Origin of the sequence: Neglectibacter caecimuris (assembly GCF_034335015.1) — a bacterium.
Classification (GTDB): Bacteria; Bacillota; Clostridia; order Oscillospirales; family Acutalibacteraceae; genus Acutalibacter; species Acutalibacter caecimuris_A.
Map to the genome: position 1 here is coordinate 640,792 of NZ_JAWXXK010000003.1, position 19,256 is coordinate 660,047.

Sequence of the window (19,256 nt, forward strand, 5' to 3'; positions counted from 1 at the left end):
ACACGCGCCAGGCCCTGGCAGGCGTATTCTTATGTAAGGATGTGTTTTCCGTGATCTCAGGCAATCAGCTGAAGAACGCTATCATTTCCGGCTCAAATAACATCGCAAAATACAAAAAGCAGGTAAATGAGCTGAACATTTTCCCGGTACCGGACGGCGATACCGGCTCCAATATGTCCATGACCATCGGCGCCGCTGCCGAGGAACTGGAAGCCCTTTCCGATACCGCTTCCGCCGGGGAAACCGCCAAAAAAGCCGCTTCCTCCATGCTGCGGGGAGCGAGAGGAAACTCCGGCGTCATTCTTTCCCTGTTGTTCCGGGGGATCTCCCAGGGTCTGGAGGGAAAAGAGGAGATCGGCGCGGAGGAGCTGATCCATTCGCTGGAGCTGGGCGTGGACGCCGCTTATAAGGCTGTGATGAAACCCACGGAGGGCACCATTCTTACCGTGGCCCGGGTAGCCGCCGAGCAGGGCAGAAAGGCTTTGGAAGCCCAGGAGGAAGGGGCCGATCCCGTAAAAATTTGGGAAGCCGCCTGCGCCGGCGCGGGAGAAGCTTTGGAAGACACCCCCAACCTGCTGCCTGTTTTGAAAAAAGCCGGGGTAGTGGACGCCGGCGGGCAGGGGCTGTGCCTGATCTTTGAGGGCATGCTCAGCGTGTTCCGGGACGGTGTGATGATCGAATCCGGCCTTACTCCGGAGGAAAAGGCCCAGGAAACGGCGGAATTTTTCCGCAATGTGGCCGCCGAGTTCGACAGCGAGATCACCTTCACCTATTGTACCGAATTTATTGTGGGCCGTGATCCTGAGATCCAGAAGGATCCCCTGGAGCTGCGGTTGTTTTTGGAGACCATCGGCGACTGCGTTGTAGTGGTGGACGATGAGGAGATCATTAAGGTACATGTCCACACGGAAAACCCCGGAGACGCTTTACAGATGGCCCTGCAATTCGGTCAGCTTCTCACGGTGAAGATCGAAAACATGAAGGAGCAGCATCGGAAGGCGGCGGAGCAGAACGAGACCGCGAAGGCCGCGGCGGCCCAAAAAGCGGAGCCGGAAAAAGCCGCCCTTGCCCGTCAGGAGCCGGTAGAACAGCTGGGCTTTATCTCCGTGGCGGCAGGCGAGGGCCTGAAGGGCCTGTTTCAGGAGCTGGGCTGCTCGGTAGTGGTCAGCGGCGGGCAGACCATGAACCCCAGTACGGAGGATATTCTGGAAGCCGCCCTTGCCACTCCCGCCAAAAAAGTGTTTGTGCTCCCCAACAATAAAAATATCATTCTGGCGGCGGAACAGGCCGTTTCTCTGGCCACAGACCGGGAGATCATCGTGGTTCCCACCAAAACCATTCCCCAGGGCCTTTCCGCCATGCTGGCCTTTGACCCGGATTCCGACGCCGAAGCGAATCAGGAAGCCATGCTTGCCGCTATTGAGCATGTGGATACCGGCCTTGTCACCTTTGCCGCCAGAGATTCCGAGTTCGGCGGGCACACCATTCGCCGGGGCGATATTCTGGGCATGACCAACGGCAAGCTGGAGTACATTGAAAAGGATCCCGTGGCCGCCTGCGTCAAGGTCGCCCGTTCCTTTGTGACAAAGCACACCTCCTTTATCACCCTGGTGTACGGCGAGGGGATCACGGAGGAGCAGGCCGAGGAGGCCCGGCGCACGCTGATCTCCAAGCTTCATGCCGATGTGGAGATCACCCTGGTAAACGGCGGCCAGCCGGTTTACTACTTCATCATTTCGGTGGAATAATGCCGTTCTGTATCGGCGGCTGACTGATTTATTCAAACAAGGAACCTTTCTTCGGAAGCCCCGTACAAGAAAGGTTCCTTATTTCTCTCAAAAGGAGGCGCGGCGATGCCCTCTCTGTTTGACAAGGATATCAAAACCCTGAAGGGAGTAGGGGAAAAGCGGGCGCGGCTGTTTTGTAAGCTGGGCGCGCCCACTGTGGGAGACCTGCTGCGCCTGTACCCCCGGGCCTATGAGGACTGGAGCCGGCCCCTCCCCATTCAATCCGCCCCCTTAAACGAGGTGGCGGTGGTGCGGGGCACGGTGGTAAACAGGCCCACGGAGCACCGAGTGCGGGGCGGAAAGCTGCTGTATAAGGCTATCGTTACAGACGGCGTGTCCGATTTGGCCCTTACCTTTTTCAACAACCGCTACATTCCCAACCTGCTGAAGGCCGGGGAGGAATATGTGTTCCGGGGAAAAATGACGGGCACCCTGCTCCGGCGGGAAATGCTTTCGCCGGAATTTCTGCCGGAGGCGAAAAACCTTGCCATTGTTCCGGTTTATCCTGCCACCCAGGGCCTTTCCTCCCGGCAAATTTCCAACGCCGTGCGGGAAGCCCTGAAGCTTCTGCCGGAAACTGTGAAGGACCCTCTTCCCCTTTCCCTGCGGGAGAAATACCGGCTGTGCCACCTGGGGTACGCGTTGGAGCACATTCATTTTCCCCGATCGGAAGAGGAGCTTTCCACCGCGAAGCACCGGCTGATCTTTGAGGAATTTCTGGTGTTGCAGCTGGGCCTGATGCAAATCAAAAGCGGGCGGCGGGCGGAAAACCTGCACCCTGTTCCCCGTCAGTTCCCGGAAGACTTTACCCGCCTTCTGCCCTTCTCTCTGACCGGCGCGCAGACCCGGGCCATTACAGAGGCCATTGAGGATATGGCGGGCCCCTCCCCCATGAACCGGCTGATCCAGGGAGACGTTGGCAGCGGCAAAACCGCCGTGGCCGCCGCCCTGTGCTGGTCTGTGATCCGGTCCGGAGCTCAGGCCGCTTTGATGGCCCCCACGGAAATTTTGGCGGCCCAGCACTTTTCTTCTCTTTCTGCCTTACTGGAGCCTGCCGGGCTTCGCTGTGCTCTTTTGACCGGCTCCAGCAAGGCGGCGGAAAGGAAAAAGCTTCTGGCCGCCCTGGAGGCGGGAGAGATCGATCTTGTGATCGGTACCCATGCCCTGCTGGGAGAACAGGTAGGCTTTCAAAACCTGGGGCTGGTCATCACGGACGAACAGCACCGCTTCGGCGTAAACCAGCGCTCCGCCCTGGCAAAGAAGGGCGCTTCTCCCCATCTGCTGGTCATGAGCGCCACCCCCATTCCCCGCACCCTGGCGCTGATGGTATACGGCGACCTGGATATTTCCGTGCTGGACGAGCTGCCGCCGGGCAGACAGAAAATAGAGACCTATCTCATCGATTCCCCCAAGCGGCAGCGGGCCTTCGGCTATGTGAAAAAGCATTTGGAGGAGGGACGGCAGGGCTATCTTATCTGCCCCCTCATCGAAGAAGACGAAAGCGGCATGATGAGCGTGGCCCAATACACGGAGCTGGTACAGGCCTCCTTCCCCGGCGTTTCCATCGGCGTGCTTCACGGGAAGCTGAAGGCGGCAGAAAAAGAAAGCATTATGGATTCCTTTTCCCGGGGGAAAACACAGCTTCTGGTCTCCACCACCGTGGTAGAGGTGGGGGTAGACGTACCCAACGCCGTGATCATGCTCATTGAAAACGCCGAGCGATACGGCCTTTCCCAGCTGCACCAGCTGCGGGGCCGCGTAGGCAGGGGCAAGCACCGCTCCTCCTGTATTCTGGTGACAGACGCGCAAAACGAGGATACCCTCAAGCGTCTGCGGCTGTTCCGGGACACCTCCGACGGCTTCCAGATCGCCGAAGCCGACCTGAAGCTGCGGGGGCCCGGCGATTTTTTCGGCCAGCGCCAGCACGGCCTGCCGCAGCTGAAGATCGCGGATATGTCCACCGATATGCGGGTGTTGAAGCAGGCTCAGGTCTGTGCCAGAGATCTGTTTGAAAGCCCCGCCCTCTCCTCTGAGGAATACCGGGGCCTCTGCGCCGAGGCCCGCCGCCTTTTCGCCAGATCCGGCAGCGATGGGGTGGTGCTCTGAGTCTGGACGCTGGATTCTGGATTTTAGATGCTGGAGAAGGGCGTAAGGGTGATTTAGAAATTAGCAATGAGGAAGGAGCAGTTCAGGGCAAAGGGCAGATAAATGTTAGTTGGGCGGTTGCCCGCACACTACCCACCTGTCATCACTGAACAAAAAGCAAAGCAAACTTTGCTTTCTTTGTGAAGAATCTCGCCCTTTTCCCTTCTACTCAGGGAATGACGGACGAGATTCTTCGCCACTTCGTTCCTCAAAATGGCAAAGGAGGTGGCTCGCCCTTCCTAACAACTAACAGCTAACAACCAGTTCGCTAAACTATAATTTCGCGGCTTCCCTGCGGTCAGGTCAGAAACCACTCTCCCATGCCAAACAGGGACACGGCAATGAGTACAGGCCCTTTTTGAAATTTTGTCGAAAAATATGGGAAAATGGATTGTGCCCGACGGAGTTTTATGCTATACTAAAATCTATCTATGAACTGATAATTGCTTTTGCGTAACGCGTTAAAACCACTATGGGAGGAAATTGTTTTATGAAACGGACAAATCGTGGGCGCTTTACAAGGCTTGCCGGCATGGCTTTGTCAGCCGTGCTGCTGGTTTCCGCCTTGCCTATGACAGGGCTTTCGGCTTTCGCCGCCGGAATGAAGGGCGCCTTTTTTACCAGCGGAAATCCGCCCTTTGCCTATGTGATCACCGGGCTCAGGCCGGAAGACGGCGACAACATGGTCAAGTTGTATCAAAATGAAAATATGCAGTCCTATGAGGGGTATACCGATGTATACACCATTCCGGAGCGTGCCTTTGACGCGGACGATATGCGGTTTTATACCGTAACGGAGATCGGCGGCGCGGTGGGAGACTCTGTTCCCGGCGCTCTGGAAGGAGTTCCCCTGCGGGGGATCGCTCTGCCGAAAACCATCAAAACCATCGGCGCCAGGGCCTTTTCCGGCTGTACCAGCCTGACGGAAATGACCTTCCCCACCACAGTGACGGACCTTGCTTCCAACGCCTTCAACGGAGTTGCCCTGCAGCGGCTGACTCTGAACGCGGCTGTGAGCACTACATTGCTCAGCGATACCTCCTATACTTCCAGCGGAGCGACCCTGCCGATCACCCTGCCGATCCAGTTTACGGATCTTACCGTTTCCGCGCCTCTGACGATCGCGGGGCAGATCTCTGTTCCCGGCGCCACGGTAATGTCCAATACGGGTATTACCATTCAAACCGGCGCTTCCCTTGCTTTACGGGGCCCTCTTTCCGGTACCGGCGTCATTGAGGTAAGAAACGATTCTTCTTTGACTCTGGAGGCCTCTCCTGTGGGCTATAACGGTTCTATCCGTTTGACCGGCCCTCTCTCTCAGCTGGTCAACCACAGCTCGTCCCCCGTTACGGTATTAAACGCTCAGGGAAGAGCGGTAACTGTGCAGCCCGGGCAGATCTTCTCCGGCGCCGAGCAGAACGATCCCAACGATCGTCCCGTTGTTCCCGATGAGGTCCTTCGCCCGAAGATCACCACCAATTACGGCGGCTCTGTTACCATAGAGGAGCAGGGCAAGGTGGTTTTGATCACCGCCTTCAGCGGCTATCACGTGGAAGAGGTCGTGATAAACGGCCTGTCCATGGGCGGTATTACAAGGTATGAATTTGAGGCTGCCAGCGAACAGAACACAGTGGCAGTCACCTTTGCCGAGGGCAAAAACCCGGTAGGCCCTAATTTGCCCAGCATCGATCCCGCCGAGTTTCTCGATGTTCCTGCCGGGGCGGCCTATGCCGAGGCGGTGGCTTTCCTGGCAAACAACGGCATTTTGCAGGGGGTAAGCAGAACAAGATTTGCCCCGGAGCAAAAGGCGGATCGCGCCATGTTTGTTTCCGTATTAAAACGGCTGGAGATCTATGGCTCCGATTTCCATTTGGAATGCAAAAAGCCCGTGTATCCCGTTGACGCCGTAGAAGGAGCCTGGTATGCTGATTCGGCGGCCTGGGCGGCGGGAACGAATATTTTCCCGCTGCAGCAGGGGATCTTTGATCCCGGGCGGCTGATCACCAGGGAGGAAGCCGCCCTGTGCCTGTACCGTTACACCCACGCCAGGGGGTACGATACGGTGATCGATGCCGGAAGGCACCATGCCTACCGGGATTCCAACATGCTGGCGGCAGAGTCCCGCCACGCCATGCTCTGGGCGGCCACCAACGGTTATCTGAAGGTAAAAGGCGGGCTTCTGGACCCTGCCGGGCTGGTCACAAGAGCGGATATGGCGCAGATGTTTGCCCTTTATCTTCGAATCAACTGAGTGTTTCGGAATACAAAATGAAAGAAAAGCTTCGGGATGCCCTGCTTTCCCGAAGCTTTTTTATTGGATACAGCCAGAAACAGCATTGAGAACAAAAGTCAAAAAACTAGAAAATATATTCAAAAATTTTTCCGGGAACTTTGTGATTTCCCACAAAAGAAATTGCCAAGTGGATATGATATAATAACGATGGCAAGAAGCCGTCGTTATCTAGAAGAAGCCCTGAAACGCGCAGCGTTTCTCTTTTCCTTCGGAAAAGCACCGGACTTCTTCGGTATGTACGAAATTTATGATATAATATCCTGAAAAAGCTTTCAGGACTTAGAGGCAGGGCAAGGAAATACAATTTTTTATAGTTTTTTGTTGTTTTACAAATTCTGATATGGTTTTGGGAAGGAAGGTTGAAAAAAGTATGGCGGGCAAGCTTTCCGCGCTTTTTGGCGCGCAGGACATGACCCAGGGCAGCCCCATGGCAAACCTGGTAAAATTTTCCGTACCGCTGCTGATCGGCAACATGGCACAGCAGCTGTACAGCACGGTGGATTCCATTGTGGTGGGAAATTACGTGGGAGATAAAGCCCTGGCCGCCATCGGCGCCAGCATGCCGATCATCAATCTGCTGCTGGTGCTGTTTATGGGAATTTCTGTTGGGGCCAGCATTATGGTTTCCCAGTACTTCGGGGCAAAGGAGAAAGAAAAGCTTTCCGCGACCATGGGCACTACCATTACCGCTACCTTTGTGACCTCCCTGGTCATTATGGTGGTAGGCCCGCTGATTACGCACCCCATTATGACAGCGCTGGAAACACCCGGTGATATTTACGAGGCTTCCTGTATCTATATGATCATCATTTTCCTGGGCTTCATGGGAAGCGGCTTTTACAATATTATTTCCGGTGTTCTGCGGGGCTTGGGAGATTCCATTATGCCGCTGGTATTCCTGCTGGTGGCCTGCGGGTTAAATATTGTTCTTGATATTCTGTTCGTCGCGGGCTTCAAAATGGGCGTAGACGGCGCGGCCTGGGCAACCATCATTTCTCAAGCCGTTTCCGGAGTGCTGTGTGTGATCCGGCTGCTTCGCATGAAGGATATTCTGGTTATCACGCCGAAAATGCTGATTCCTCAAAAGCATTTGCTGTATCAGCTGATCCGCCTGGGCCTGCCCAGCGGAATTACCCAGGCAATTTTTTCTCTTGCCATGCTTGTTATCCAGTCTCTGACCAATTCCTTCGGCACGGCGGTGATCGCGGCAAACACTGTGGTAATGCGTGTAGACGGCTTTGCCATGATGCCGAACTTCACCTTTGGTACTGCCATGACGACCTATGCCGGGCAAAATATCGGCGCGAAAAGGCTTGACCGTGTGGAGCAGGGTACGAAGAAAGGGCTGAAGCTGGGCCTTTCCGTTTCGGTAGTGCTGGTAGCGTTGATTCTGATCTTTGGCAGATACTTAATGGGAATGTTCACCAAAACAGTGGAGGTCATTGACCTGGGGCAACAAATGATGTTCACCTTGGCGGTAGGATATATCGCCATGGCGGTCACGCAGATCCTTTCCGGCGTCATGCGCGGCGCGGGCGATACCATGACGCCCATGTGGATCTCCCTGATCACCACAGTAGTGGTACGTGTTCCGGTAGCTTATGGATTGGAGTTTTTCACTCGTCCCGCCGGAGAAGCTATGGGATCCGGAGCTCCTACACCGTTGTACTTGTCTCTTCTGATTTCCTGGGTCGTTGGCGCTTTACTGACTTCCTTTGCCTATGCCAGAGGCAGCTGGAAAAAGAAAATTATCGTCAGTGTTCCGGCAGGTACGCCGGAAGTAACGGCAGAGGTTCCTCTGGAACCGGATACCGTAGCCGATCCTGCCGCTGAATAAGTGGGTATATAAAAGGGCTCACGGAGCATAAAATTTCACCAAGAAGGTGAGGGCAAGGCGAACCCCATGGTTTGCCTTGCCCTTTTTCTATGATGCGTTTGAGGAAAGCGGGCAGGGAAAGGAGCAATGATCCATTAGCAATAAGGAATGAGCAATTAACTTCAAACGCAGAGCCCGCTAAATTGGAATTTGCAGCGTTGGTCACAACGCTTGTGGTGCCGCAGGCACTCGTGAAGCTGCTTGGTACGGGAAATTGGTTTCTGACCCGACCGTTAGTAAGCCGCTCACCTCCCACCTGTCATTCTGAACCGCCGAAGGCGGTGAAGAATCTCGCTCTTTAGCCTTTTCCCCAGAATCAAGGTCGAGATTCTTCGTCAAGAAAGCTATAGCTTTCTGCGTTCCTCAGAATGACAGGGGAGGACTAGTCCATAAATTGGAATTTGGCGGCGAGGCGCCGCAGCCGCCGGTCGGGTCGAAAATTGCCCTTCTATACCAAGAGGGTTCCCGAGTGGCCGCAGCGCCTCGCCGCTCCCTTTCTGAAAATTTTGCCGGGAAAGCTTTTCTTTTTCTTCCCCCGCAACATTTCTGTGATTTCGCATAGAATAAAGGGTGAAGAAGGGGGTTTCGCCTATGTGTGGTTTCGCTGGGTTCAGCGATTACAGCGACAGCTTGATGGAAGAAAAGTACTTATGGATGGCCTTGGCCCGGCGAATGGCCCGGCGCGTTTCCCACCGGGGGCCGGACGACAGCGGCGCTCACGTGTCGCCCCACTGTGCTCTGGGCCACGCCAGGCTTGCGATCATCGACCCGGAAAACGGCGCCCAGCCTATGACGGTGTACCGGGACGGCGGGGAATTTACTATTGCCTATAACGGAGAGCTCTATAACGCCGCCGAGCTTCGGAACGACCTGTTGGGCCGTGGTTATACGTTCCAGACAAACTGCGATACCGAGGTAGTACTGAACGCCTACCTTTGCTATGGGGAGGACTGTGCGGAAAAGCTGAACGGCATCTTTGCTTTTGCCGTGGACGACGTTCCCCGCGGCCGCACCTTTCTCTGCCGGGACCGCTTCGGCGTAAAGCCCCTGTTCTATACGATACAGGGAGACCGCCTGGCCTTCGGCTCGGAGCTGAAGGCGCTTTTTGAATTTCCGGGAGTCAACCCTGTGCTGGGAAAAAGCGGGATCTGCGAGATCTTCGGCCTTGGCCCCGCCAGAACTCCCGGCTGCGGAGTATTTGAGGGCATTTCCGAATTAAAGCCCGGCCACACGGCAATTTTTGACCGGGAAGGCTTCCGGGACCGCCGGTACTTTGACCTGCAGGCCTCTCCCCACACCGATGATTACGATACTACCGTGCAAAAGGTGCGGGAGCTTTTGATCGACACGGTAGAGCGGCAGATGATTTCCGATGTACCCTTGTGCACCTTCCTGTCCGGCGGGCTGGATTCCAGCGTGGTGACGGCCATTGCCGCCCGGGCTTTGGAGCGCCGGGGAGAAAAGCTTTCCACCTATTCCTTTGAATTTGAGGGAAATGAGGAAAACTTCCGTCCCTCCTCTTTTCAGCCGGATCGGGACGAAAGCTGGGCTCGGAAGGTCAGCGCCGCGCTGGGTACCCGGCATACCACGCTGCTCTGCGCCAACGAACAGCTGGAGGATTCCCTTTTTGAAGGGGTGATCGCCAAGGATCTGCCGGGTATGTCGGATATTGACGGCTCTCTGCTGCATTTCTGCCGCCAGGTCAAAAAACGCCATGTGGTAGCCCTGTGCGGGGAATGCGCCGATGAGATCTTCGGCGGCTATCCCTGGTTCCACCGCCGGGAGATGTTTGACGGCGCCCATTTCCCCTGGTCCAATAACCTTTCCACCCGTTCCTCCCTCTTAAAGCCGGAGGTACTGGCCGCCGCCGGATTGGAAGAATACGTGGGCGCAAGGCTTCAGGAAACGCTGGACGCCGTGCCGGTGGTTCCCGGGGAAACCGAGGAGCAGAGAAGAATGCGGCAGATCTCCTATTTGAACATCAAGTGGTTCATGGCCACCCTGCTGGACAGAAAGGACCGCTGCAGCATGTGGAGCGGCCTGGAGGTGCGGGTGCCTTATGCGGATCACCGCCTGGCCCAGTATGTGTTCAACACGCCCTGGGAATTCAAATGCCCGGAGGGAAGAACCAAGGGTCTGCTGCGGGACGCCGCCAGAGGCCTGCTGCCGGAGGACGTACTGGAGCGCAGGAAAAGCCCCTACCCCAAAACCTATGACCCCGCTTATGAGCAGGATCTCAAACGGCGGCTGGGCTATATTCTCCGGGACAGCTCTCAACCCATTCACAAGCTGCTGTCCGAAGAAGCCGCCGCTTCTCTGCTGACAGAGCATTTTGACTACGGCAAGCCCTGGTTCGGTCAGTTGATGGCCGGCCCCCAGCTGCTTGCCTACCTCATTCAGGTGAATTACTGGCTTTTGCACTATAATATCTATATCAAGCTGTAAAGAAACGCGGTTTTCTAAAAAAGCTCAAAAAATCAGAACCACCAGCTCTATTTGAGCCGGTGGTTCTGATTTTGTATGGGAATTAGATCTTACCGGGGCGCAGATGTGAGAAAACACATCCTGGCCCTAAGTTACTGTTTCTGAAGCTTTACAAAGCGCTCCATGATCGCGGCTGTTTCGGCGCGGGTGGCGGTGGCGCGGGGCGTGAGGCGCATATCGCCCTGGCCCTGCAGAATACCTGTGGACACCGCCCATTCCATGGCTGTTTCCGCCCAGCGTGAGATCTGCTTATGGTCGGCAAAGGCTTCCAGCCGGACGGAGCTGCCCGTTACTTCAGGGGAGCCCGCATAACGGTACAGCATGGCAACCAACTGCTCCCTCGTAACATTGTTATGACGGTTGGTCCCATCGGAAACCCCCGTGCTGACGGCCCACTTTACGGCTTCATCATAGTTTTTGACATTCTGACCAGCCATTTTCGCGATCACTACCATCACCATGGCCCTGCTGGTTTTGCCGTGGGGGTCAAAGCGATTGCCTCCCACGCCTACAAAAAGGCCGCGCTGGACCACAAAGCTCACAGAGCCTTCATACCAGCTGCCCGCCTTCACATCGATAAACTGCTGAGACGCGGGCGGTTGCTCCGGCTCGGTGGGAGGAACCGGAACACCGGGCTGCTCCCCGGAAGGGCCTCCGGTAGAACCGCCGCCTGTTCCGCCGGTGTTATCACCACCGCTGGAGCCGCCCTCTCCGGACGATCCGGAATCGGAAAGCACGGTCAGCCGTGCGGTAGCGGAAAGCTCTCCATCTTTGGAGGGCGCTGAAACCGTGATCTCGTAAACGCCGCTTTTGATCTCACCAAACAGATCGATGGATTCGATACAGAGATCATATCCATCGGCACTTCCCATTTGGTAGCTCATAAAAATTCTGAGATTCAGTTCTTCAGATTCCACCGAATTGCTGTCCGGATCCTCCTGAAATGCCTGCGGCTTGCCGTCCAGCTTGACCTGGTAGGTGAAGATCGGAAAACCGTCAGACTCGCTTTGCGCGATCATATCAAAGGATACTCCATTGTTCAGGTCATTGCGGCGAACAGTTTTTTCAGGCGAAACACATTCCAGCTTTGTGAGATAGGGCACAGAAGACTCTCCCGCCTTGATGCTCCAAAGCTTTTTGCCTTCGGAAAGCTCGCTTGTGATCGTACAACCCGCCTGAGAAGGGTCGGGAACAAAGGTAAAGGTCCCCGAGCTGGTTTCTGGCCCCTCGATATAGACATGGTCTGTCTGCACACGGCCCGAATGCCCGTTATAGCCGCCGGAGGTCTCAAAAGCGGTGGCGCCCGTCAGCTCTTTTGTAACCGTAAGCTTTTCACTGCTTCCCAGAATAAGCTTGCCGCCGCCGTAAAATTTCTCTGTGACAACAGGCTCCTCGTTGGCGGCAATATTCAGCGCCGCGCCCTGGCTGACGGCAATTTCACTAAAGCCGGCGTTATTCTCGCTTGTAAGCTGCATGGGCTCCAGCACGCCGGACTTCACGGCAAGATTTTTTATTCCGAGCAGGGAAAGATACGTATTGGGAAATTCTGAGGAAAATTCCACAGAAGTGCCCCCCATTGCCCCAAGCCCTACCACTCCGCGCACAAAAGCGTTATTGAGCTTTACCGCCACCTCTCCAGTTACGGCAAGGCTGAGATCATACTGGGGATCGGGCGGTTCGGTCAAGTCAAACATATTATCCAGATCCAGGTCGGGCTCCTGTGCGCCGCAAGCATACACATCTCCAAGTTCTATATTTTTTGAGCCGGTAATGCCGATGGCAACGCTGCCATTCTGCCCCGCGTTCATGCCCCCGGCATAAATATTTCCAAGATGCGTTTTTTCCCCTGAAATCGTGATAGAGCCGCCGCTTATGGGAGCAGCGCCCACCCAGCCGCCGGGAAGTTTTACTCCGCCCGCAAACACATGTACGAGCCGGCTCCCACCGGAACGTGCGACATTTTTCAGCGTAAGGGCATGGCCGTTGGCGAAAATACCGCTGTGGTACTTGTTGGCAAAGCCCAGGGTGACATTTTCAAAGGTCACGTTAGCGCCCATCACAAGACCCGCGGCACGGACAGTCAGTGCCGCCTGGCCGCTTCCCGCAGAGCGCACCGTCACATTCTTATCTATGACATAAGGGCTGATCCCCGCCTCTTCCCGGACATTGATAAACGCCCCCCCGCTGAGGATATAGATCGTTCCGCCGTCCGCCACATTGGCCACGGCATCCTCAAAACGGTTGTAGGGGTTTTCCCGGCTGCCATCGCCTGAGGTATCGGAATTTGACTTTGTCGCCTCGGTGTAAACCTCCTGCTTCCCCACCGTATTCTGAGGGGCCGTTTCTCCATAGGCGGCATTGGGCACCGCCATAAGAAACAACAGCATCAATGTAATCGCGCAAAATTTTTGTCTCAGCTTCATGTTCATCACTTTCCTCCCGTAACACCCATTTGCTCTTGTCAAATAACGCTATAAGCATTGTATCAGAAAACCCTTCGCCTGTCACCAACAAAATAAAGCACATAACTTGCATCACCAGAGAGAGAATCTATAGAATAGGCACAGATGTATTCTCATGGACAGCATTGATAGTTATATTTAGTTCCTCCATTGTTGTGTAAAATCCACGTGGATATTTTATTCACTCGTTACCTTTCCATGGGATTCAAAGGTTTTTCAACTGATTTACAATACTCACTGATAATTTGTTGATTTTATTCGGTTGAACGATTATAATGCTCTATAGGCTGCTATATGGAGAAACGGAAAATATTTGACTACATAACGGTACAGGAAGCGGCAAAGCTATGGGGGATTTCCCAGCGCCGGATTCAAATTCTTTGTTCGGAAAGCCGCATGGAGAGTGTTGTGCATTTAAGCCGGGTTTGGCTAACACCAAAGAACGCGAAAAAACCCATGGACAAAAGATATAAAAACCACAAACCAACTACAAACAAGGACGAAAAAGATGCCGCAGAGCAAGGAGAGAATGCACATGAAAAGAATTCTAATCGTTGAAGATGACGAAACTATCCGCGCAGGTCTATGCAGGTCGCTTTCTTCGGATATCTTGGGCACAGTAGGTGCAGGAGATTTAGCATCTGCGAAACGATACTTACAGGCAGAACATTTTGATTTAATGCTTCTTGACTGTAATCTTCCCGACGGAAATGGAATTGACTTCTGCCGGAAGCTTATGCAGGGGACATCAATCCCGGTCATGTTCCTTACCGTGCGTGATTCGGAAATTGACGAAGTAGCAGCGTTTCGTGCCGGTGCCTGTGATTATGTGAAAAAGCCCTTTTCCCTGATGGTGCTTCGGGAACGCATTGCCGCCCTGCTGGAGCGCACAGAAAAGCGAAGCGATTTGTATGTAGACCGGCGGTACCGGTTCGATTTTACATCGTTGGATTTTTTTGTAGACGGCACAAGAGTATCTCTTGGTTCCACGGAATACAAGCTGCTGGCGGTACTGGTGAAAAACGCGGGCAATGTGCTGTCTCGGGCGGTGCTCACCGACGCTCTCTGGGAGGGCGGTGAGGAGCTCAACGAGAATGCGCTGTCCGTTACAGTCAGCCGTTTGCGGAGGCGGCTGGGTGAGAAAAGCATCAGTACCATTTACGGACTGGGATATATGTGGGTAGGTGACAGAACATGACATTGCTTTTCATCGTTATTTGGCTCATTCTGACCGTGGTGTTTTGCATTGTGAATGGTCTTTACGTGGGCAGCATCTGGCCAACTGTCTGCTATGCGGCACTTTCAGGCTTTATTGCCGTGGCCTTTGCGCTGTATGAAAAAATGCGGAGGCAAAGGCTGCTGGGCGATGTGCAAAAGACATTGGAGGGTAAAGATAATTTCACGGTTTCAGAAAGGGAGATTGCACCGCTTGCGCGGCAGCTCAGGCTGAAACGCGGTGAGGAGGAAACGCGGGACCGGCGCGTTACCGAGAGCTACCGCAACCTGGCGGCGCTGGTCTCCGACATTGCTCACCAGTGCAAAACTCCCCTAACTGCCGCTAAAATGTACGCCGAGCTGTTGCCGGACTCCCCCGAATCCACGGCAATCGTTCAGCAGACGAACAAGCTGGTTTTTCTTCTGGACGCGCTTGTAAAACTCTCCCGCTGTGAGGGCGGGCTCATTGAGGAAAACGTGCACCCAGTTGAGAATTCTGTAGAGACTCTGGCGGCCCAGGCACTATCAGCCGTTGTGCCCGAAGCTGGAAGCAAAAGCATAGCGCTCTCCGCGGAAATCCCTCAGGACCTGACCGCCGTATTCGACCCGCGCTGGACCGCCGAAGCAATGGGCGCGATTCTTGACAACGCCGTCAAATATGCGCCGGGGGGCTCGAAGATAGAGATTGCGGCCCAGCGGTATGACAGGTATATCCGGCTGGATATTCTCGACGAGGGCCCCGGCATACCGGAGGAAGAACTGCCAGAAATTTGGAAACGGTTTTATCGTGGTAAGACGACTCGGAATGCTTCCGGCGTTGGAATCGGCCTTACCCTCTGCCGTATGATCGTGCAGGCACAAGGGGGCCGGGTATTCTGCGAAAACCGGGAGGGCGGAGGGTGCCGGTTCAGCATTTTTCTGCCCGCTGAATAGAGAATCTTTCAAAACTGAAAGATTTCGTTACGTCTCTGAAAGATTCGTTTGCTATAATAGGCAAAAATCAAAGAAAGGGCACAAATTATGCTGATACAAACGGATCGACTGACAAAGATTTATGGGAGCGGTGAAAACACGCTGCGCGCCCTGGACGGGGTAACCCTGTCCGTGGAGCGCGGTGAGTTCGTCTCTGTGGTAGGTTCCAGCGGCAGCGGCAAGAGTACGCTTCTGCATCTGCTTGGCGGCATCGATATCCCCACCGAGGGCAAAGTTACCATCGACGGCACGGATCTCTACTCCCTGAAGCCCGATAAGCTGACAGTCTTTAGGCGGCGCTATATTGGCTTCGTGTTCCAGAACTACAACCTTATCCCCGGCCTGAATGTCTGGGAAAACGTGGTGCTTCCCCTGGGGTTAGACAAAATGAAAGCCGACCTGGAGGGAATATCTCAGCTTCTTTCCACCCTGGGTATCTACGAAAAGCGCTACTCCATGCCCTCCCAGCTCTCCGGCGGACAGCAGCAGCGGGTGGCGATTGCCCGGGCGCTGGCTACAAAGCCCCACATTGTCCTGGCGGACGAGCCTACCGGAAACCTCGACAGCAAAACCAGCCTGGAAGTTATGCTCCTTCTTGAGAAACTAAACAGGGAGCTCTCACAGACTATCGTGATGATCACTCATAACGAGGAGCTGGCGCAAATGACCTCCCGGCGCATCCGTATTGAGGACGGACGCATCGTGTCTGACAGCGGGGAGGGGTCTATATGATTTTTCGACTTGCACGCTTGCAGATAAGCTCCCACCGGCTTCGCGCCAGCTTCGTGGCTGTGGCGGTGGTGCTCACCACGGTGCTGTACATGACGGTGATCAGCTTTGTCCACTGCACTTTGGATTCCATACAGCTTTCTAAAATGTTGGCGTTTACCTCCGATTGCCATGCGTTAATTGTTGATACCGGATATTCTATCTCCGGGGAAGCCTTACGGGAGGAAATTCAAAGCGCCCCCGAGGTTTCAGAGACATTTTCGGTATCCTTTGCTCCTGTGCTTTGGGAGGAACCGGCAGAGGCGAATAGCGCAGAGCAAGGGTTTGGGGTGGCTTTTGTGGACAGGGAGAAAGCTCTGCCGCACCTTTTTATGACAATGACCGAGGGGCGGTTTCCCCAAGCGGCGGATCAGATCCTGCTCTGCCGGGAAGCGTTTCCTACGCTTTCCATTGGCGACAAGGTCAGGTTTTTCATTATGGGCGCGGAGTCTGCGGAGCCGATGGCAAGGGAGAGAATCTACATTGTCTCCGGTTTCTATCGCGGCTATGCAGATAGGCCGTCCCCGGCGGTGGCGCTGTATGGAGAGCACGTGGCGGAGGAATTGGAACTGAGCGTCATGATGAACTTTCACAGCAGCTTTGGAATAGACCAGCGATTGAACGCGGTCATGGAGCGGTTGTCCCCGTGGGAGGTCCCCGGTGAGGAGCAGCGCACGCAAATCAACAACGCCTATGTAGGGGCGGATTTGGGCATCTTCCTCCAGCCGGGCACCGTCCTGCTGATACTCCTGGTGATAGGGGTGCTGTTTTTCGCGGCGTTCCTGCTCATCTACAACATCTATTCCATCGCGCTGACCCAGGATATGCGCGCCTTTGGGCTGCTGAAAGTGATTGGAATGACGCATTGGCAGATGAAAAAGCTGACTCTCGCGCAGACTGGGCTTATCGCCTGCGGGGCGCTGCCGGTGGGTCTGGTAGCGGGGTATTTTATCGGATTCAAGCTTCTCTCCCCTATCTTTATGAGCATGAGCGGGGAGGTGCTGCCCTACCGGTTCAGCCCGATAATCGCTCTGCTCAGCGGGGGGCTTACTCTGTTTACCCTGTTCTTCTCGGCGCTGCGGCCCCTTACGCGTATCAAGAAAATGACGCCCATACAGTCGGTATCGGCTGAGCCGGAGAACAAAGCGCCCAAAAAGGAAAAGCGCCGGGAGGCCCCTGCCTCCCCCAGGAGCCTTGCTATGGCGGGGCTGCGCCGAAGCCGGGGGCGAATGCTGGTGACTTCGCTTTCGGCGATGGTGTCCGTGCTGCTTTTTGTGATAGTAGGCGGGTTCACGGACGCTATTGCTAACATCGAACCAGTTGGAATGTTCGATGTGGAGCTGGGGCTGTCGGACGGGAACCACACTGGCCTTATCCCCGAGGCGCTGACCCATATCTCAAAATTCATTGCGGTGGAGCCGGATATGATTGAGAGCCTTGCCAACTCTGAAAACGTGGAGGAAATGCAGTTTCTGCGTTTTGGACAGGTAGAGGCAGATATTTCTCCCAGCCTGGAAGAGAGGCTTCGCTCGTTTCTGGCGCAAGAGACAGAATATGAGTGGGCGCAGGTGCGGGAGGCATACCAGAGTATTCTTGACAGCGGCAGAATAAAAACCGCCGTTCTCTCCATTCCCGACGAGCTCTGCCAGTACATTGTCGTGTCCCGGGAGAACGGACGCAAGCCGGTTTGCTATGACGGAGAGGAACTGTACGACGGCAGACACGTGCTGTGCGTTTACACGAAAGAGGAGGAGCAGATCTTTCCGGATTTTCAGTTTTCCTCCGGGGAGGTGCTTTCCTCAGATAGCTTAAAAGGAAAATATGAAGTTGCCCCCGCTGATCTGTCTGCCGGCCTTTGGACAGCGCTGGCGGAGATTTGCGAGAGTAGTCCCATGGTGAATACCGCCGGCGAGGAGCAAGTGTTTTTCCTGCTGCCCGAGAACGTCTTTGAGAGGGAGTTCCCGGACGCGGCGGTATTCAAGGTGCTTGTGAACGCAAAAGAGGGCAGGTCGGACGCACTTCTGGAAGAGGTACAGGCCTTGACGGAGAGGCGCGGCGTGGGCTCTGGCGACACAAGGTTCGAGTATCTTGTTGGAGGCAAACTCACCGGCATGATAGAATTGCAGGAACGGCTTGGTGCCATTCAACTTACAGGGTACAGCCTGTGCGGGATCATCTTTTTGATTGGGCTGATGAACATGGTCAATAGCGCCCTTACCTCTACCGTCCAGCGGCGGCGGGAGTTCGCCATGCTGGAAACGGTGGGTATGACCCACACACAGCTTCGTTTGATGCTGCTGTATGAAAACAGCGTGGGCGGGGTGTTTGGACTTGCAGCCTTTGCAGTTGGGTCTGCTTTATCCAACACGCTGCTGGCGCAGGTATTCGACGTGAAATTTTCTGCGATATCTATGCCAGCGGTGGGGATCCTGCTTCTGCTTTTTGTTCTAGGTGCTGTGGCGGCTGAGCTTTCCTATCGCATAGTGACAAAATCGTCATTGACCGAGCGGGTAAAGAGAGAGGAATCATTGTAAAATGATGAATTCACTTCCTATGGAGAGAGTTTGGGCTGATGATCAAGTTTGCAAATGCTTCCACTATCAAACCATTGTTTCCGTCCGTATATTTCCAAGCAAACATAAAAAAAGAGAGAACAGGCTTTCCTGTTCCCTCTCAAAAAGCACTGGATCAGCAGAGGATCTCTTACTTAAAGTACCGCTCCAGCAGGCCCTTGAAGGCCTTGCCGTGGCGAGCCTCGTCCCGGGCCATCTCGTGGACGGTATCATGGATCGCGTCCAGATTCTGGGCCTTGGCCAGCTTGGCCAGCTCGGTTTTGCCCATGGTAGCGCCGTTTTCGGCCTCTACGCGCATCTCCAGGTTCTTCTTGGTGGAATCGGTGACCACCTCGCCCAGAAGCTCGGCAAACTTGGCGGCATGCTCGGCCTCTTCCCAGGCGGCCTTCTCCCAGTACAGGCCGATTTCAGGATAGCCCTCGCGATGGGCTACACGGGCCATGGCAAGATACATACCAACCTCGGTGCACTCGCCCTGGAAGTTTTCCCGCAGACCCTGCAGGATCTTCTCGTCCACGCCCTTGGCAACGCCCACTACATGCTCCGCGGCCCAGCTCATATCGCCGGACTGCTCGTTGAACTTCTCCGCGGCGGCGCCGCAGACAGGGCACTTTTCGGGAGCGGCGTCCCCTTCATACACATAGCCGCAAATGGTGCAGACAAACTTTTTCATAACTTAGT

At 54.9% G+C, this 19,256-nt stretch carries 13 protein-coding genes; 11 read left to right on the forward strand and 2 right to left on the reverse strand.

Annotation, left to right across the window (positions count from 1 at the left end):
* Positions 1-50: 50 nt before the first annotated feature.
* From U8T64_RS06015 to asnB, 6 genes are all read left to right on the forward strand, one after another.
* On the forward strand, positions 51-1,748 hold the full coding sequence (locus U8T64_RS06015; protein ID WP_322181896.1) for a DAK2 domain-containing protein: 1,698 nt from the start codon (positions 51-53) through the stop codon (positions 1,746-1,748).
* A gap of 105 nt (positions 1,749-1,853) precedes the next feature.
* Entirely contained in the window at positions 1,854-3,893 is a 2,040-nt protein-coding gene (recG, locus tag U8T64_RS06020) for an ATP-dependent DNA helicase RecG (protein ID WP_322181898.1), read from the forward strand.
* Positions 3,894-4,422: 529 nt separating this feature from the next.
* Positions 4,423-6,183, forward strand: a complete 1,761-nt coding sequence (locus U8T64_RS06025; protein WP_322181900.1) for a leucine-rich repeat domain-containing protein — start codon at positions 4,423-4,425, stop codon at positions 6,181-6,183.
* Positions 6,184-6,219: 36 nt separating this feature from the next.
* Positions 6,220-6,489, forward strand: coding sequence for a hypothetical protein (locus U8T64_RS06030; protein WP_322181901.1), 270 nt, complete (start codon positions 6,220-6,222; stop codon positions 6,487-6,489).
* A 106-nt stretch (positions 6,490-6,595) separates the two neighbouring features.
* Positions 6,596-8,062 carry an MATE family efflux transporter gene (locus U8T64_RS06035; protein WP_322181903.1) on the forward strand — a complete coding sequence of 489 codons (1,467 nt, stop codon included), beginning with the start codon at positions 6,596-6,598 and terminating at the stop codon, positions 8,060-8,062.
* 630 nt (positions 8,063-8,692) lie between these two features.
* The gene (gene asnB, locus U8T64_RS06040) at positions 8,693-10,546 is read left to right on the forward strand and encodes an asparagine synthase (glutamine-hydrolyzing) (RefSeq protein ID WP_322181905.1); all 1,854 of its coding nucleotides are present in this window, start codon (positions 8,693-8,695) and stop codon (positions 10,544-10,546) included.
* Positions 10,547-10,677: 131 nt separating this feature from the next.
* Here asnB and U8T64_RS06045 read toward each other — a convergent pair whose 3' ends face one another.
* Complete coding sequence (locus U8T64_RS06045; RefSeq protein WP_322181907.1) at positions 10,678-13,008, reverse strand: S-layer homology domain-containing protein; 2,331 nt, start codon at positions 13,006-13,008, stop codon at positions 10,678-10,680.
* A gap of 333 nt (positions 13,009-13,341) precedes the next feature.
* Here U8T64_RS06045 and U8T64_RS06050 point away from each other — a divergent pair, with 333 nt between their 5' ends.
* From U8T64_RS06050 to U8T64_RS06070, 5 genes are all read left to right on the forward strand, one after another.
* Entirely contained in the window at positions 13,342-13,605 is a 264-nt protein-coding gene (locus U8T64_RS06050; RefSeq protein WP_322181909.1) for a helix-turn-helix domain-containing protein, read from the forward strand.
* A complete protein-coding gene (locus tag U8T64_RS06055) occupies positions 13,583-14,245 on the forward strand; it encodes a response regulator transcription factor (protein WP_322181911.1) in 663 nt (220 codons plus the stop codon). Before U8T64_RS06050 ends, U8T64_RS06055 begins: the two co-directional genes overlap by 23 nt.
* On the forward strand, positions 14,242-15,195 hold the full coding sequence (locus tag U8T64_RS06060) for a sensor histidine kinase (protein WP_322181914.1): 954 nt from the start codon (positions 14,242-14,244) through the stop codon (positions 15,193-15,195). Before U8T64_RS06055 ends, U8T64_RS06060 begins: the two co-directional genes overlap by 4 nt.
* 84 nt (positions 15,196-15,279) lie before the next feature.
* Complete coding sequence (locus U8T64_RS06065) at positions 15,280-15,966, forward strand: ABC transporter ATP-binding protein (RefSeq protein ID WP_322182056.1); 687 nt, start codon at positions 15,280-15,282, stop codon at positions 15,964-15,966.
* Complete coding sequence (locus tag U8T64_RS06070; protein WP_322181915.1) at positions 15,963-18,536, forward strand: ABC transporter permease; 2,574 nt, start codon at positions 15,963-15,965, stop codon at positions 18,534-18,536. Before U8T64_RS06065 ends, U8T64_RS06070 begins: the two co-directional genes overlap by 4 nt.
* Before the next feature lie 169 nt (positions 18,537-18,705).
* Here U8T64_RS06070 and U8T64_RS06075 read toward each other — a convergent pair whose 3' ends face one another.
* Complete coding sequence (locus tag U8T64_RS06075; RefSeq protein ID WP_322181916.1) at positions 18,706-19,248, reverse strand: NADH peroxidase; 543 nt, start codon at positions 19,246-19,248, stop codon at positions 18,706-18,708.
* Positions 19,249-19,256: the final 8 nt, after the last annotated feature.